This is a genomic window from Kribbella catacumbae DSM 19601, assembly GCF_000372465.1.
In the GTDB taxonomy this organism is placed as follows: Bacteria; Actinomycetota; Actinomycetes; order Propionibacteriales; family Kribbellaceae; genus Kribbella; species Kribbella catacumbae.
Genome location: NZ_AQUZ01000005.1, coordinates 49,119 through 63,282, shown reverse-complemented (window position 1 = coordinate 63,282; position 14,164 = coordinate 49,119). Strand labels below are relative to the sequence as shown.

At 66.5% G+C, this 14,164-nt stretch carries 15 protein-coding genes; 7 read left to right on the top strand and 8 right to left on the bottom strand.

Going from position 1 to position 14,164, the window contains the following annotated elements; all coding sequences use genetic code 11:
* Positions 1-623: 623 nt before the first annotated feature.
* From A3ES_RS0107160 to A3ES_RS0107145, 4 genes are all read left to right on the top strand, one after another.
* Positions 624-1,937 (top strand): extracellular solute-binding protein, encoded by a 1,314-nt coding sequence (locus A3ES_RS0107160; protein ID WP_020386105.1) that lies wholly within the window; start codon positions 624-626, stop codon positions 1,935-1,937.
* Positions 1,938-1,956: 19 nt separating this feature from the next.
* A complete protein-coding gene (locus A3ES_RS0107155; protein WP_020386104.1) occupies positions 1,957-2,889 on the top strand; it encodes a carbohydrate ABC transporter permease in 933 nt (310 codons plus the stop codon).
* Positions 2,886-3,767, top strand: coding sequence for a carbohydrate ABC transporter permease (locus A3ES_RS0107150; protein ID WP_020386103.1), 882 nt, complete (start codon positions 2,886-2,888; stop codon positions 3,765-3,767). Before A3ES_RS0107155 ends, A3ES_RS0107150 begins: the two co-directional genes overlap by 4 nt.
* A 223-nt stretch (positions 3,768-3,990) precedes the next feature.
* A complete protein-coding gene (locus A3ES_RS0107145; RefSeq protein WP_157630376.1) occupies positions 3,991-4,329 on the top strand; it encodes a hypothetical protein in 339 nt (112 codons plus the stop codon).
* A 99-nt stretch (positions 4,330-4,428) separates the two neighbouring features.
* Here A3ES_RS0107145 and A3ES_RS0107140 read toward each other — a convergent pair whose 3' ends face one another.
* The 8 genes from A3ES_RS0107140 to A3ES_RS0107105 form a co-directional block, all read right to left on the bottom strand.
* Positions 4,429-4,770 (bottom strand): YciI family protein, encoded by a 342-nt coding sequence (locus A3ES_RS0107140; RefSeq protein WP_202806455.1) that lies wholly within the window; start codon positions 4,768-4,770, stop codon positions 4,429-4,431.
* A 96-nt stretch (positions 4,771-4,866) separates the two neighbouring features.
* Complete coding sequence (locus A3ES_RS0107135) at positions 4,867-5,325, bottom strand: carboxymuconolactone decarboxylase family protein (protein ID WP_020386100.1); 459 nt, start codon at positions 5,323-5,325, stop codon at positions 4,867-4,869.
* Between the two features lie 50 nt (positions 5,326-5,375).
* Positions 5,376-6,179: a sugar phosphate isomerase/epimerase family protein gene (locus A3ES_RS0107130; RefSeq protein WP_020386099.1), complete on the bottom strand. Its 804-nt coding sequence runs from the start codon at positions 6,177-6,179 to the stop codon at positions 5,376-5,378.
* A gap of 2 nt (positions 6,180-6,181) precedes the next feature.
* On the bottom strand, positions 6,182-7,036 hold the full coding sequence (locus A3ES_RS0107125) for a carbohydrate ABC transporter permease (RefSeq protein WP_020386098.1): 855 nt from the start codon (positions 7,034-7,036) through the stop codon (positions 6,182-6,184).
* Positions 7,026-7,970: a carbohydrate ABC transporter permease gene (locus A3ES_RS0107120; protein WP_020386097.1), complete on the bottom strand. Its 945-nt coding sequence runs from the start codon at positions 7,968-7,970 to the stop codon at positions 7,026-7,028. Before A3ES_RS0107120 ends, A3ES_RS0107125 begins: the two co-directional genes overlap by 11 nt.
* Positions 7,971-7,976: 6 nt before the next feature.
* The gene (locus A3ES_RS0107115; protein ID WP_020386096.1) at positions 7,977-9,281 is read right to left on the bottom strand and encodes an ABC transporter substrate-binding protein; all 1,305 of its coding nucleotides are present in this window, start codon (positions 9,279-9,281) and stop codon (positions 7,977-7,979) included.
* 10 nt (positions 9,282-9,291) lie between these two features.
* Positions 9,292-10,434 (bottom strand): mandelate racemase/muconate lactonizing enzyme family protein, encoded by a 1,143-nt coding sequence (locus A3ES_RS0107110; RefSeq protein ID WP_020386095.1) that lies wholly within the window; start codon positions 10,432-10,434, stop codon positions 9,292-9,294.
* Positions 10,431-11,405, bottom strand: a complete 975-nt coding sequence (locus A3ES_RS0107105; protein ID WP_020386094.1) for a hydroxyacid dehydrogenase — start codon at positions 11,403-11,405, stop codon at positions 10,431-10,433. The genes A3ES_RS0107110 and A3ES_RS0107105 overlap by 4 nt, the downstream gene beginning before the upstream one ends.
* A 102-nt stretch (positions 11,406-11,507) precedes the next feature.
* On the opposite strand from A3ES_RS0107105, the gene A3ES_RS0107100 reads away from it, so the two are divergent.
* Genes A3ES_RS0107100 through A3ES_RS0107090 form a run of 3 tightly spaced genes read left to right on the top strand, consistent with a single transcriptional unit; the run spans position 11,508 to position 14,160 of the window.
* Positions 11,508-12,398: a LysR family transcriptional regulator gene (locus A3ES_RS0107100; RefSeq protein WP_020386093.1), complete on the top strand. Its 891-nt coding sequence runs from the start codon at positions 11,508-11,510 to the stop codon at positions 12,396-12,398.
* Between the two features lie 34 nt (positions 12,399-12,432).
* On the top strand, positions 12,433-13,383 hold the full coding sequence (locus A3ES_RS0107095) for an SDR family NAD(P)-dependent oxidoreductase (protein WP_020386092.1): 951 nt from the start codon (positions 12,433-12,435) through the stop codon (positions 13,381-13,383).
* A gap of 9 nt (positions 13,384-13,392) precedes the next feature.
* Complete coding sequence (locus A3ES_RS0107090) at positions 13,393-14,160, top strand: putative protein N(5)-glutamine methyltransferase (RefSeq protein WP_040454186.1); 768 nt, start codon at positions 13,393-13,395, stop codon at positions 14,158-14,160.
* The last annotated feature ends 4 nt before the right edge of the window (positions 14,161-14,164 follow it).

The window sequence follows — 14,164 nt, the reverse complement described above, 5'->3', positions numbered from 1 at the left end:
CCGACAGCACCTGATCACTCGCCCCCTTTTGCGTCCTTCGGTGTGGTCCGCTTTGATCACCCCCGGCCACCTCGCGCGCCGCCCAGGCACCCAACCAGCCGAACGACGCTGAACGGCGCCCACGCCGTACCCAGGTCCGATCCCGCCTCGCCGGTTGAGGAGGAAAATGTCCCGGACCGGGCGCAAAATCCTCCATGGGTCCGGCGGAAAACCTCCTCAATCGGCGATTCGGGCAAAAGGGGGCGAATGATCACCGGGGTTGGGGCGGAATCGCAGACCCCTGGCACGAAAGGTCGGCGGCGACGAAAGGTCGGCGGCGACGCAGTCCCGGGGCGCAACACCGGGAGGATCCGGACGTCGGTGCATCCCCATCTCGGGCCAGCAAACGCTTACCTCGGGGCATCGGGGCGGGGGTGTGCGTGCGCAGCCGTCCGCGCTTTCACCTTCCGAGCCCGCAGTGGTCCGGTTCGCGCGGTGTGGGTGCCGCAGCCGGTGCCGCTCCGCACGGAAGGGGACTTGACCCGGCGTTAGTCCACAAAGGTGCACAAAAACCAAGACGTCTACCCTCTTGTCAACCCATTCCAACGATGTAATGATCGGTGCCGCCTGCGAAGGAGAAGCCCATGGCATCGATGGACCGTCCGTTCTCCCGGCGCCGCCTGCTCGCCGGAGCGGCCGCTCTGGCCGGTGGCGGAACGCTGCTCGGCTGTGCGCCGAGCGCGAGCAGATCCGCGGACGAATTGAGCTACTGGCACCTGATGAGCGGTGGCGACGGCATCGTGATGGCAGGACTGGTCGACGCGGTCAACGCGTCGAACGCCGGCTCCGGTGCCGGCTTCAAGGCCACCCAGACCGTGCTCGCCTGGGGACCGCCGTACTACACGAAACTCGCGATGGCGTCGGCCGGCGGCCGGGCACCCGACGTCGCGGTCATGCACGCGTCCCGGATCGCCGGCTACGCACCCGGCGGACTGTTAGAGCCCTGGGACCTGGACCTGCTGGCCGAGGTCGGTATCCACGAGCGTGATTTCCCGCCGCTGGTCTGGCAGAAGGGCCAGTACGACGGCAAGCTCTACTCGATCGCGCTCGACACACACCCGTTCGTGCTCTACTACAACACCTCCCATGCCGATAAGGCCGGTGTCACGGACGCGCTGCACTCGATGAACTCGCCCGAAGGGTTCACGGAGGTGGCGACCAAGCTCCAGAAGGTGACCGGCAAGCACGGTCTGTCGTACGGGTATCTCGGCGACGGCTCGCAGATGTGGCGACTGTTCTACACGCTCTACCGCCAGCAGGGCGCCGAGATGAAACTCGTCCCCGGTCAGCAGGCTCAGGTCGACGAAGCGGCCGCGGTCAAGGCGCTGACCTTCGTCCGCTCACTGCTCAACGACACGATCGCGACCCGCAGCGGTGACGGCGGAACGGCGACGAGTGAGTTCCTGCACGGCGAGAGCGGGATGTTCTTCGGCGGCGTCTGGGAGTTGCCGGTGCTGAAGGCATCCAAGCTGCCGTTCGACGCGATGCCGATCCCGGCACTGTTCGGCACCCAAGCGGCGTACGCCGATTCGCACACCTTCGTGCTGCCCCGGCAGTCGGAGGTGTCAGCCGAGCGGCGCCGGCACACGTACCAGCTGGTGGCCGAGATCCTCAAGCGCTCGGTGTCCTGGGCGGGTGCCGGGCACATTCCGGCGTACCAGCCGGTGATCAAGAGTTCGGAGTACCAGGCGTTGAAGCCGCAGTCGAACTACGCCGGCATCCCGGCGTACGTGAACTACGACCCGGACGCCTGGTTCGGTGGCGCGGGCAGCGACTTCCACCGGTACTTCGCGGAGAACGTGCAGAACGTCTACCTCGGCAGCGGCGATCCCGCGGCCGGGTTCGACGGATTCGTGAAGCGGCTGAACGTGCTGCTCGACCGGCCGCAGCCGGTCTGAGCTCGGAAGGGAGACCGGTATGTCGACCGCCATCGACAGTCCCGCGGCCACGACGCCAGTTGTTGCCGAGGGCAAGCTCAAGGCCCGGCGCGGGGAGACGCTGACCGGCTGGGCCTTCGCCGCGCCGTTCGCGGTGCTGTTCGTGCTCTTCCTGGTGGTGCCCGCGGTCTACGGGCTGTACCTGAGTTTCACCGGGGAGACGCTGACCGGCGCGAACAGCGGGGTGATCGGTTTCGCCAACTATGCCGAGGCCTTCCAGGACCCGGATCTGTGGCGTTCGCTCGGCAACACGATCTGGTTCACCGTGCTGTCGACGGTGCCGTTGGTCGTCTTGTCGCTGGCATTCGCGTTGCTGGTGAACCTCGGACTGCCAGGCCGATGGTTGTGGCGGCTGTCGTTCTTCATGCCGTACCTCCTTGCCTCGACCGTCGTCGTGCTGTTCTGGGCCTGGATGTACAACCCCAAGATCGGCCTGATCAACGGCGTGCTGGCCGAGTTCGGGATCGCACCGGTCGCCTGGCTGCAAGATCCGAACGTGGCGATGTTCTCGGTGGTGATCACCACCTTGTGGTGGACGATCGGGTTCAACTTCCTGCTCTACCTGGCCGCGCTGCAGAACATTCCCGAGCAGCAGTTCGAGGCCGCCGCGATCGACGGCGCCGGCAAGTGGCGGCAGTTGTTCGCGATCGTGATCCCGCAACTCGCGCCGACGACCGCGCTGATCGTGACGCTGCAGTTGCTCGCCTCGCTGAAGGTGTTCGACCAGATCTACATGCTCACCAACGGCGGACCGGCCGGCTCGACCCGGTCGATCGTGCAGTACATCTACGAGTCCGGCTTCACCGGCTACCGGTTCGGCTACTCCTCGGCGATCTCGTACCTGTTCTTCGCGATCATCGTGCTGGTGTCGCTGGCGCAGTACAGACTTCTCAACCGCAGGAGCGGCCGATGAGCACCTACACGTTGTCGAGGGCCACCAAGCAGACTCACAAGCCGGGCGAGAATCCGTGGAGCGTTTCGCGGATGGTCGCGCTGCTGATCCTGGCGTTCCTGGCGGCGACCTGGCTGGTCCCGTTCGCCTGGGCGGTCCTGACGTCGCTGAAGAGCGAGGCCGATGCCGGTGCGTCGAACCTCAGCCTGTCGCCGCCGGACGGGTTCAGCTTCGATGCCTACCGCAAGGTCCTCTCGGCCGGCGACATCCCGGCGTGGGCCTGGAACAGCCTGATCACCTCGGCGGCGATCACCTTCATCACGGTCGCGACGTCCGCACTGGCCGGTTATGCGTTCTCCCGAATGGATTTCCGCGGCCGCCGCTGGCTGTACGCCGCGATCATCGCGGCCATCATCATCCCGCCGCAGTTGCTGATCGTGCCGCTGTTCCGGCAGATGCTTGCCTTCGACCTCGTCGACACGTACTGGGGAATCATTCTCCCGCAAGCGTTCGCGCCGGCGATGGTGCTCATTTTGAAGCGCTTCTTCGATCAGATCCCGGTCGAACTCGAGGACGCCGCCCGGGTCGACGGCGCGAATCGGCTCCGGGTCTTCTGGTCGATTGTGCTGCCCTTGTCACGGCCAATCCTGGCGGCCGTTGCGATCTTCGTGTTCATAGGTGCTTGGAACAACTTCCTCTGGCCCTTCATCGTGACCACCGATGCTCAGCTGATGACGCTGCCGGTCGGGCTGCAGACCGTCAAGAGTGCATACGGCCTGCAATATGCGCAGAACATGGCGTCCGCCATCCTCGCCGCACTGCCGCTGGTCGCTGTTTTCCTGTTTTTCCAAAGGCAGATCATCAAGGGAATCGCGACCACTGGGTTCGGTGGGCAGTAGTTTCCTGGACAGTGGTTCCGGTGGGCGGGATTCCCTCGGTGATCCCTTGAAAACGCCGTCACGGTGAGCAAGGCTTCCGGGATCACTTCCGCGCCGGGGCCGGTGTGGGGTGATGGCAACTGTTGCGCAGTGCTGTGCAGGGCAGTGCAGTGAGGCCGTTGCGCAGGACTGACAGTTGCCCCGTCAGTAACTGTTCCTCGGGGGAACGAAGAGAGGGGGATTTGTGTCAGCGATGAAAGAGCTCGCCGAGCAGTGCCGTGGTGTGAGGAGCCACGGTACGACGCAACTCGGACGGGCTGCGATCCAACCGGCGGTTTGCACCGGCATCCACGAGGTGACCTCGTCGATTCCGTCCGGGCAACCGCGCCGCGTGGCGGTGCTGAGGCTCAGTAGCGGCCTCACCACCACACTGCGTCTCGGCGACGGCGTGCAGGCGCCGGAGCGAGGCGCGACGGTGTTCGTCCAGGGTGGCCGGGGCATGGGAGATCAGCCCGCCTCAGGTGGGGTCACCCTCGCACGAGCTGCCCCAGCCGAACGGGCTGGGCTGACCAAGACCGGGTAACCACCCGGCCTTCGGCTGGGCACACCGGCTGAATCAGTGACTCGCCGGTCTCAGGTCAACGCCGAGCTGAGGCCGGCAAGTCCCTGGTACGCCGGGGGCCTACTCATCGAAGGGCTGCGTCAGCGCACGGACCTCGATCGGGGAGTAGGGGGCTTCCGGGAGCCTCGCGGCGAGTTCCGTCGCGCGCTCGAGGGTGCAGTCGAGCAGGTAGTAGCCGGCCAGCACCTCTTTCGACTCCGTGAACGGTCCGTCCGTCACGGCCGCCACCCCGTCCTTGACCTGGACGACCCGCGCCTGCTCGGTGGCCAGCCCGTCGGCCGCCACCAACTCGCCGCTGGCGCGGGTCTCGGCCAGGATGCCGCGATGTACGTCGTACACCGACTCGATCCCGTCGGCCGCCAACGCGTCCCAGGTCCCGGTATTGCCGTAGATCAACAACATGTACTTCACAGCGACTCCTCTGCCGATTCAGATACCAGAGACGTCGGAGGCCTCCGCGTCACTTCGACATGATCGCCGCTGCCCGGCTCAACCGGGTCAAGACCAGGTGGCGCCGGCGGGGGCGCGGACGGTGGTGTTGAGGCGGTTGAACAGGTTGGTGAGGCTGATCATCAAGATGATCGCGGCCAGTTGCTGCTCGTCGAAGTGCTCCGCGGCCGCGGCCCAGATCTCGTCGGTGACCGCGTCCGGCCGGTCGGCCAGCCGGGTGGCGGCTTCGGCCATCGCCAAGGCGGCGCGTTCGGCGTCGGTGAACAGCTCCGACTCCCGCCAGGCAACGACCTGGTGCAGCCGCTCGTCGGTCTCACCGTGCTTCTTCGCGCTGTCGATCCCGCCGTAGATACACGCGCTGCAGCCGTTGATCTGGCTCGCTCGCAGGTGCACCAGCTCCATCGTGGTGGCCGGTACCCCGCCCTTGTACATCGCCTTGTAAATGTTCTGAATCCCGGTCATTGCGTCCGGCAACAACGCCGCGGGGTTCTTCATCCGTGCAGTCATCTCGTCGTACTTCCTTTGCTCCGTCTGGACTCTTATCTCCCTGACGGAGCTCAGCGGGCAGATGTGACAGCAGCAGCCTGAGCAAATTGCAGGTCGGCCATCACCCGGACCTCGACCGGCACCGACGGATCGGAGTACTGACCGGTGAGGCAGATCGGGCCGGTGTAGTCCTCGAGGTGCTGGAAGATCGTCGGCCAGCTCGACAGTCCCTCGCCCGCCTGGCCGAACCAGGTCTTCCAGCCGTCGCTGGTCTGGACGTACTTAGCGTTCTTCAGGTTGACGATGCCCAGCCGATCCCGGACCAGGTCCAGCGTGATCGCGGGATCGTCACCGGCCAGAGCATCGTGAGCCGCGTCCCAGACGACCTTGAACTCGTCCGGAAGGCCGTCCAGCAACTGGAGAACACCCAGCGACGACGTGACGAACCTGCCGTGATGCGGCTGCACACCAACCTGTACGCCGTACCGCTGGACCAGCGCGGCGGATTCCTCGAGCTCCTGCCTGATCCGGCGGACCGAGGCCGCGTACCCGTCCGGTCCGATCGGCGCCATGATGCGGATCATCGGGACGCCTGCCTTGGCGCACGCGGAGAAAGCGCTCTCTGACAGGTCGCTCGCGATGCTGATCGGCTCGACACCTTCGGCGCGGAGCTGATCGGTGAACTTCGGCAACTCGGCCTCGGCGGTGGCCGGCGTGACGTAGGCGGTGTCGCGGACAGGGATCTCGGCGCCGGTGAAGCCGAGCCCGGCGACGAGCTTGCCGAGCTCGTCACCGGGGAGGCCGGACCACGGCTTGGTGAAGACGGACCACGTGTAGGTCGACCGGGGCGGTGGGGTGGGAAATGTATCAAGCACAGTCAGCGGCCTCCGAGCCCGCTCATGGTGATGCCTCTGATGAACCAGCGCTGGGTCAGGAAGAAGAGCACGATCAACGGCACCGTGGTGATCGTGGCTGCCATCAAGAGCAGGTTCCACTGGGTGCCGTTGATGTCCTGGAAGACCTGCAGCCCGACGGCCGCAGTACGGGTCGAATCGCTGTTGGAGATGACGAGCGGCCAGAGCAGGTTGTTCCACTGGCCGATGAACTTGAACACCGCGAGGGTCGCGATCGCCGGCACCGCCAGCGGCACGATCACCCGGATGAACGCCTGCCACCGGTTCGCGCCGTCGAGCCGCGCCGCCTCCTCGTAGTCGCGCGGGATGCCGAGGAAGAACTGCCGCAGCAGGAACACGCCGATCGCGGTGAACGCATGCGGCAGGATCATTCCCGGCCAGGTGTCGATGCCCTGCAACTTGGCGACCAGGATGAACTGCGGGATCAGCGTCACCTGCGACGGGATCATCAAGGTGGCCAGATAGATCCCGAACAACCAGCTCCGGCCGGGAAAGTTCAGCCGGGCGAACGCGTACGCCGCCAGCGCGGCCGTGACGGTCTCCAGCAGCGTCGTACCGGCCGCGAAGATGACCGTGTTGACCAGATAGCGGCCAAGCGGCACCAGGTCGAAGGCGCGTTGGAGGTTCTCCGGATGCCAGCTGCTCGGCCAGAACGACGGCTGCGCGGCCATCGACTCGGCGTCGGACTGGAACGCGACCAGCACCATCATCACGACCGGTACCAGCGTCACCGCGGTGACCAGGAAGCAGGCGAAGACGATCAGCTTGCGGGTCGCCACCGGGTTCTTGAGCAAGGGTGTGACGGCGTCAGTTGTCATAGTGGACAAGCCTCCGCTGCAGCACGAACTGCGCTGCGGTGATGACGACGATGAACCCGAACAGGACCAGCGACTGCGCCGCCGCGTATCCCTGGTCGTAGTTCTCGAAGCCGGTGCGGTAGATGTACATGACGAGCGTGGTGGTGCGCGATCCTGGCCCGCCGTTCGTCATGATCAGCGCTTGGTCGAAGACCTGGAACGAGCCGATGATCGAGGTGACGATGACGAAGAACAGGGCCGGCGACAACATCGGCAGGGTGACGTTGCGGAAGGACTGCCAGGCCGAGCTGCCGTCGACCCTGGCCGCCTCGTAGAGCTGCTGCGGAATCGCCTGCAGACCGGCCAGGAAGACCACCATGCCGAACCCGAAACTCTTCCAGACACTCATCGCGATCAGCGCCGGCATCGCCCAGAAGTCACTGATCAGCCAGGCCGGACCGTTGATGCCGAACCATCCGAGCACGGTGTTCGCCAGGCCGCCGTGCGGGATGTAGAGCCAGATCCAGACGAACGCCACCGCCACCGTGATCGTTGCGTAGGGCAACAGCAGCAGGGAGCGGAAGACCGCGATCCGGCTCAGTCCCTGGTTGAGCAACAGTGCGAGGCCGAGACTCACCAGGATGGTCAGCGGCACACTCACCAAGGTGAAGTACGCCGTATTGCCGAGCGCCGACCAGAACGTCGGATCGGGACCCAGGCGAGCGAAGTTCTTCAGGCCCGCGAATGTGGGAGAGCTGAACAGGTTCCAGTTCAGCAGCGAGATCACGCCCGCGGCGAGCACCGGACCGGCGGTGAAGATCAGGAACCCGATCAGGCTGGGCAGGATGAACAGCCACGCGGCGATCGTCTCCTTGTTCCGCCAGCGCGGCGTCGGGCCGGCCGGCGCGGCCTGAGGTCGCGGAGCCGTCCGCGCGGGGAGCGTGTCGACAGCCATCCGAGCTCACCCCTTCCTGGCTTCGGCTTGGCGGATGTTGTCCTGGTGCTGCTTCATCAGTACGTCGAGCCGCGGCTTCAGCCCGTTGAGTGCATCCGGTACGGAGACCTGGCCGAGGAACGTGCGCGGCAGGTCCTGGCCGAGCAACTGCTTGACCTGGTTCCAGTTGGTGGTGACATCGAACGGATGCCCGCCGGCCACCTTGCCGGCCAAGATCTCCTGCACCACTCCGAGGTTGTCGGGTGGCGGCTTGAATGCGCTGCCCGCCGACAACCGCGCCGGATTGTTCCGGCCGGCCTTCGCATAGATGTCGAGAGCACCGGTACTGGTCAGCGTCTTGAGCAGCTTCCACGCGAACTGCAGGTCGTCGCCCTTGACGCCGGACGGGATCGCGAACGCCGATCCCGACACTCGCGGCGTACTGCCGACCGGCCCGGCCGGGAACGGGATGACGTCCCAGTCGAACTTCGCCTTCCGGATATTGACCACCTGCCATGGACCGTTCTGCATAAAGGCGACGTTGCCCTCCATGAAGTTGGCCGATGAGCTCTCGGTGACCAGGTTGCTGATCGGTGGCGTCACCTTGTCCTTGACGAACAAGTCGATGACGAACTGGATCGCCTGACTCGCCTCCGGTGCGTCCAGGGTGCTGACCGTGCCCTCGTCGTTCATCACGTTCCCACCCGCGCAGTAGATCCAGGAGACCAGATCGTCGATCGCCGGCGCGCAGGTGAAGCCGTACTGGTCGGGCGGTCTGGTCAGCTCCTTCGCGAGCTCCCGGAACGTCGCCCATGTCATCGGTTCGGTCCGCGACGGCGGTGGGACACCGGCCTTGGCCAGTAGCGTCTTGTTGTAGTACAGGACGGTCGGCGCGACGTCGAAACCGATCCCGTAGGTCTGGTTGTTGAAGGTGGAGATCTTCCGGATCGCGGGATAGAAGTCGTCGAGCTCGAAGTCGGGGTCGGCGGCGAGCAGGTCGTCGAGCGGCCGGTGCGCTCCGCGGGCGGCGTACGTCGGGATCAGCGTGCCGTTCAGCGCGGTCACCAGGCCGGCCGTTCCGCTCACGAGTTGGAGGTCGAGCTTGGTCGGGTAGCCGCCGGACGGGGTCAGGGACGGGATCGACTCGACCTTCAGCTGCTGCTGGACGTACTCGCTGAAGGCCTCCCAGACCTTGCGTTCGGCGGGGCTGCTCGACCACATCGACCAGGTGGCAGCCCCCTTTGGGGTGGACGAGCAGGCGGTGAGTAGTCCGGAGGCGGCCGCGGCAGCACCGGTATATTTGAGGAAGCTGCGGCGGGACAGCTCTTTCATTGATGACTCCTCAGCTGAAGAGCAGGTCGATCGACTCGGCGCGGATCCGCTCCTCGTCGACCTGGACGCCCAGACCGGGCGCGGTGGGGACCGTCGCGACGGCCTTGGTGATGGTCAGTCCCTCGACGTACAGGTCGGAGAGCAGTTCAGGCCCGTTCAGCTCGGCCGGCAGGGCGAGGTCGAGCTGGCTGAACAGATGCAGCGCGGCCGCGAAGCCGATCCCGCAGTCGGTGAGCCCGCTGGCTAGGATCTCGACGCCGCCGGAGAGCGCTACCTGAGCGGTCTTCAGCGCGTTCCGCAGGCCACCGGACTTGCAGATCTTCACCACCACCAGATCGGCGGCATCCAGCCGGATCACCCGGGCCAGGTCCTGCGCGGTGAAGCTGCCCTCGTCGATCGCGATCGGCAGGTCGATCAGCTCGCGCAGCCGGTGCATGGCCAGCGTGTCGGTACTCGGTACTGGTTGCTCAACGCAATGAATCGTCCGGACGTGCCTGGTCCGGTCGAGCAACTGCTTCAGCGCGCTCGGACGGTATGACTGGTTGGCGTCCAGCCAGAGTGCCTTCGCGCCGGCAACCTCCGCGACGGTCTCGATCGCGGCGACGTCGGAGTCCAGATCGCCGCCGATCTTCACCTTGTACGCCGAATAGTCCGACGACTGCTGCGCGTGGCCCCGGACAGTGTCCGGGGCGCCGACCCCGATCGCCGAGCAGAGCGGTATCTCGTCGTGCACCTTGCCACCGAGCAACGCGTGCACCGGTACTCCGGCGAGCTTGCCGGCCGCGTCGTGCAGCGCGAGGTCGACCGCCGCGCGGGCGAAGGGAAAGCCGTTCGAGACCGAGGGACTCAGTCGCTTCGTCACGCGCTGATGGAAGAGCTCGACATCGAAGGGCGTCAGCTCGAGCAGGATGGGTTCGAGGTGACGCTTGATCACGACGGCGATCGTCTCGGCGGTTTCGTAGCTCCAGCTGGGGAGCGCTCTCTGCTCACCCCAGCCGACCACGCCGTCCTCGGTCGTGAGCTTCACGAAGACGACAGCCGCCGCCTGGTCCGGGGCCTGGCCGGGCGATCCGACGGCACCGCTGCCGAGGACGAAGTGCCGCGCGAACGGTACGGCGACCGGGAAGACTTCGACCGACCGGATCCTGCTCATGCCGCGATCGCCCAGCCGGCCGGATCGACGAAGCTCGGACCGCGCACGCCATGGTCGAGCCAGTTGAGGACGTCTTCCACGACATAACCTGCCAGCGCGAGGTGACCTTCGACGGTGTCACCGGCGATATGCGGGGTGAGCAACAGGTTCGGCGCGGCCAGTACGTCGGGGCCGAACCTCGGCGGCTCGGGGTCGTAGACATCCAGCGCCGCGAACAACCGGCCGTCGAGACAGTGCTCCAGCAGCGCCGCCTGGTCGATGGCCGGTCCGCGCGAAGAGTTGACGACGATCGCCTGGTCGGGCAGTTGCTCGATCAGCTTCCGGGTCAGCAGACCGCGCGTCTCCGGGACATCCGGTACGTGGATGGACAGCAACCGGCACTGCAACGTCTCTTCCAGCTCCGCCGTCCGTACGCCGAGCTGCTGCGCGCGCTCGGGTGTCAGGTACGGGTCGTAGACCACGATGTCGCAGCCGAAGGGCTTGAGCAGCGTGATGAGCGCCCGGGCTGTCGAGCTGGCGCCGAGGATGCCGACCTTCTGGCCGGCGAGCTCTCCGCCTCGCAACTGCGGCTGCTTCCAGCCACCCGCACGCAGGGCCTGGTCGAACTGGGGGAGTCTGCGCGCCAGCGTGAGCATGGACGCCAGGCAGTACTCGCCGACCGACCAGGCGATTCGCGTCCCGGCGGAGAAGACGGCGACGCCCTGGTCGAGGATCGCCGGGTCGACGAGCTTCTTCACCGAGCCGGCCGCGTGTGCGACCACCTTGGGTCCGTTGCCATCGGCCCACAGCGCCTTGTCGAGGTGCGGCGTACCCCAGCTGGTCAGGACGACATCGCTGCCGGCGGCGAGTTCGAGGTTGAGATCGGGACGGGCCCAGCTGACCTCGAATCTCTCGGCGAGCAGCTCGCGGGTCTGTGGGCTGCAGACGTCGTCGGCCCGGTCGGGCGTCATCAAGACGGCAAGCTTGGACAAGCTGACTCCTCGGGTCGGAACTCCTTGAGCTCGAAGGTAAGGGCTTTCCGTTATGCTCGTCCAAACCCATTTCCGCATGGACCAATACCGTGGGGGCATCAGATGGACCTCTCGCTCCAGCAGTTGCGCGGCTTCGTCGCGGTCGCCGAGGAACAGCACTTCGGCCGCGCCGCCCAGCGGCTGAATCTGACCCAGCCGCCGCTGACCCGGCAGATCCAAGGGCTGGAGCGCTCTCTGGGCGTCTCGTTGTTCGACCGGACCGGCAGGGGAGTGCGGCTCACCGCCGCGGGTGGCGTTTTCCTCGAGCACTGCCGACGGGTCCTGGCGCTGCTCGAAGTCGCGCCCGAGGCGACCCGGCGGGCTGCCGACGGACAGACCGGCACGTTGCGAATCGCGTTCACCGCGATCGGCGCGTACGCCGTACTGGCCGACTTCCTGACGATGGTGAGCAAGCGGACCCCGGCGGTGACGGCGGAGCTGACCGAGTTGGTGAGCCCGGACCAGTTCGAGGCGCTGGCGAATCTGGAGATCGATCTCGGGCTGGTGCGGCCGCCGATTCCCGACCAGTTCGACTCGGTGCTGGTGCATTCGGAGGATCTCGTGCTCGCAGTACCGGCCGATCACAAGCTGGCGGATGGCGAGAGAGCGGTCTCTCTGGCTCAGGTGACCGACGACTACATCGGCTACAGCCCCGAAGGCTCGCAGTACCTGCATGACATCTGCGCGGCGATGATCGGCATGAACCGGTACGCCGTCAGCCAGCTCGCCTCGCAGGTGCCGACGATGCTGGCACTGGTCCGCGCCGGTCTCGGGTGCGCGCTGATTCCGCGATCGATCATGGCGATGGGGGTGCAAGGCGTTCGGTACCGCGAACTGGAGGCAGCTGATGCGCACTCGGTGACGCTGCACGCGGCCTGGAGCCCGGACAGCCCGAACCCGGCCCTTCAGCGCCTGGCCGAGTCGCTGAAGGGCAACCCGCGCCTCGACGCTTGACCTAGAGTCGACTCTAGTTCGTAGTGTCGTGGCCATGAGCACCCCACAACACAAGATCGGCTCGGGCTTCGGCCACGACAGCACGGCGGACGACGTCCTGAGCGGCATCGACCTCACCGGCAAACTCGCGCTCGTCACCGGCGGCTACTCCGGCCTCGGACTGGAGACGACTCGCGCACTGGCGAAGGCGGGCGCGCACGTCGTCGTACCGGCGCGGCGGCCGGCGGCTGCTCAGGAAGCGCTCTCTGGGATCGATGGAGTCGAGATCGCTGAACTGGATCTGGCCGACCTGGACAGCGTTCGCTCATTCGCCGACGGCTTCCTCGCCTCCGGCCGGACGATCGACCTGCAGCTCAACAACGCGGGCGTGATGGCCTGCCCCGAGACCCGGGTCGGTCCTGGCTGGGAGGCGCAGTTCGCGACGAACCACCTCGGGCACTTCGCGCTCGTGAACCGGCTCTGGCCGGCGCTCGCCGACGGCGGTGCACGGGTGGTGTCGGTGTCCTCGGCGGGGCACCGGCGCTCGGACATCCGCTGGGACGACCCGCAGTTCGAGCAGGGCTACGACAAGTGGGCGGCGTACGGGCAGGCGAAGACGGCGAACGTGCTGTTCGCCGTCCAGCTCGATGCCTTGGGCAAGGACTCCGGCGTACGGGCCTTCACCTTGCACCCGGGCGGAATCCTGACACCGTTGCAACGGCACCTGCCGCGCGAGGAGATGGTTGCCTTCGGCTGGATCGACGAGGACGGCAACCCGCTGAACCCGGCGTTCAAGACGCCGGAACAAGGCGCCGCGACCCAGGTCTGGGCGGGTACGTCGCCGCAACTCGACGGCCAGGGCGGAGTCTTCTGCGAGGACTGCGAGATCGCGGAGCTGTCGACGGACGATGCGCCCGGAGTACGGCCGTATGCGGTTGATCCCGCGGCTGCAGCGCGGCTGTGGACGCTGTCTGCCGAGCTCACCGCCGTGAACGCCTTCAGGTAATCTGGCGGCATAACTACCTCCATCATCGTCAGCACCCTCCGCGCCGCCGGCTGTGTCTTCGCCGAGGACGAGGCGGACCTGCTGATCGCCGCGGCCCGCGACGACGCCGAGCTCACCCGCATGGTCGAGCAACGCGTCGCCGGGCTGCCGATCGAGCACGTGGTCGGCTTCGCGGAGTTCTGCGGACTGCGGATCTCGTTGGATCCTGGCGTATTCGTGCCGCGTCGACGGACGGAGTACCTGGTCGCCGAAGCCATCGCGCTCAGCCGGCCGGGTGCGGTGGTGGTCGACCTCTGCTGCGGCTCCGGCGCGTTGGGTGTCGCCGTTGCCGCCAAGCAAAGCATCGAGCTGTACTCCGCGGACATCGAGCCGACGGCGGTCAGCTGCGCCAGACGCAACGTCGAACCGATCGGCGGGCAGGTCTTCGAAGGCGACCTGTACTCCGCCCTGCCGGGCTCATTGCGCGGGCGGATCGACATCCTGCTGTCGAACGTGCCGTACGTGCCGACCGACGAGGTCCGCCTGCTGCCCGCGGAAGCGCGATTGCACGAACCCTTGGTGACGCTCGATGGCGGCGGCGACGGCCTGGAAGTCCTTCGCCGTGTCAGCGTCGAAGCACGTTCTTGGCTCGCCGTCGACGGCAGCGTGCTGGTGGAGACCAGCGAGGAGCAGGCGCCGATCGCTGCTGCGGTATTCGAGCAGGACGGCTTGGCTGCCCGCATCACGACGTCCGACGAGCTGTACGCCACGGTGGTCATCGGCACGAAGCTACGGTGAAGGC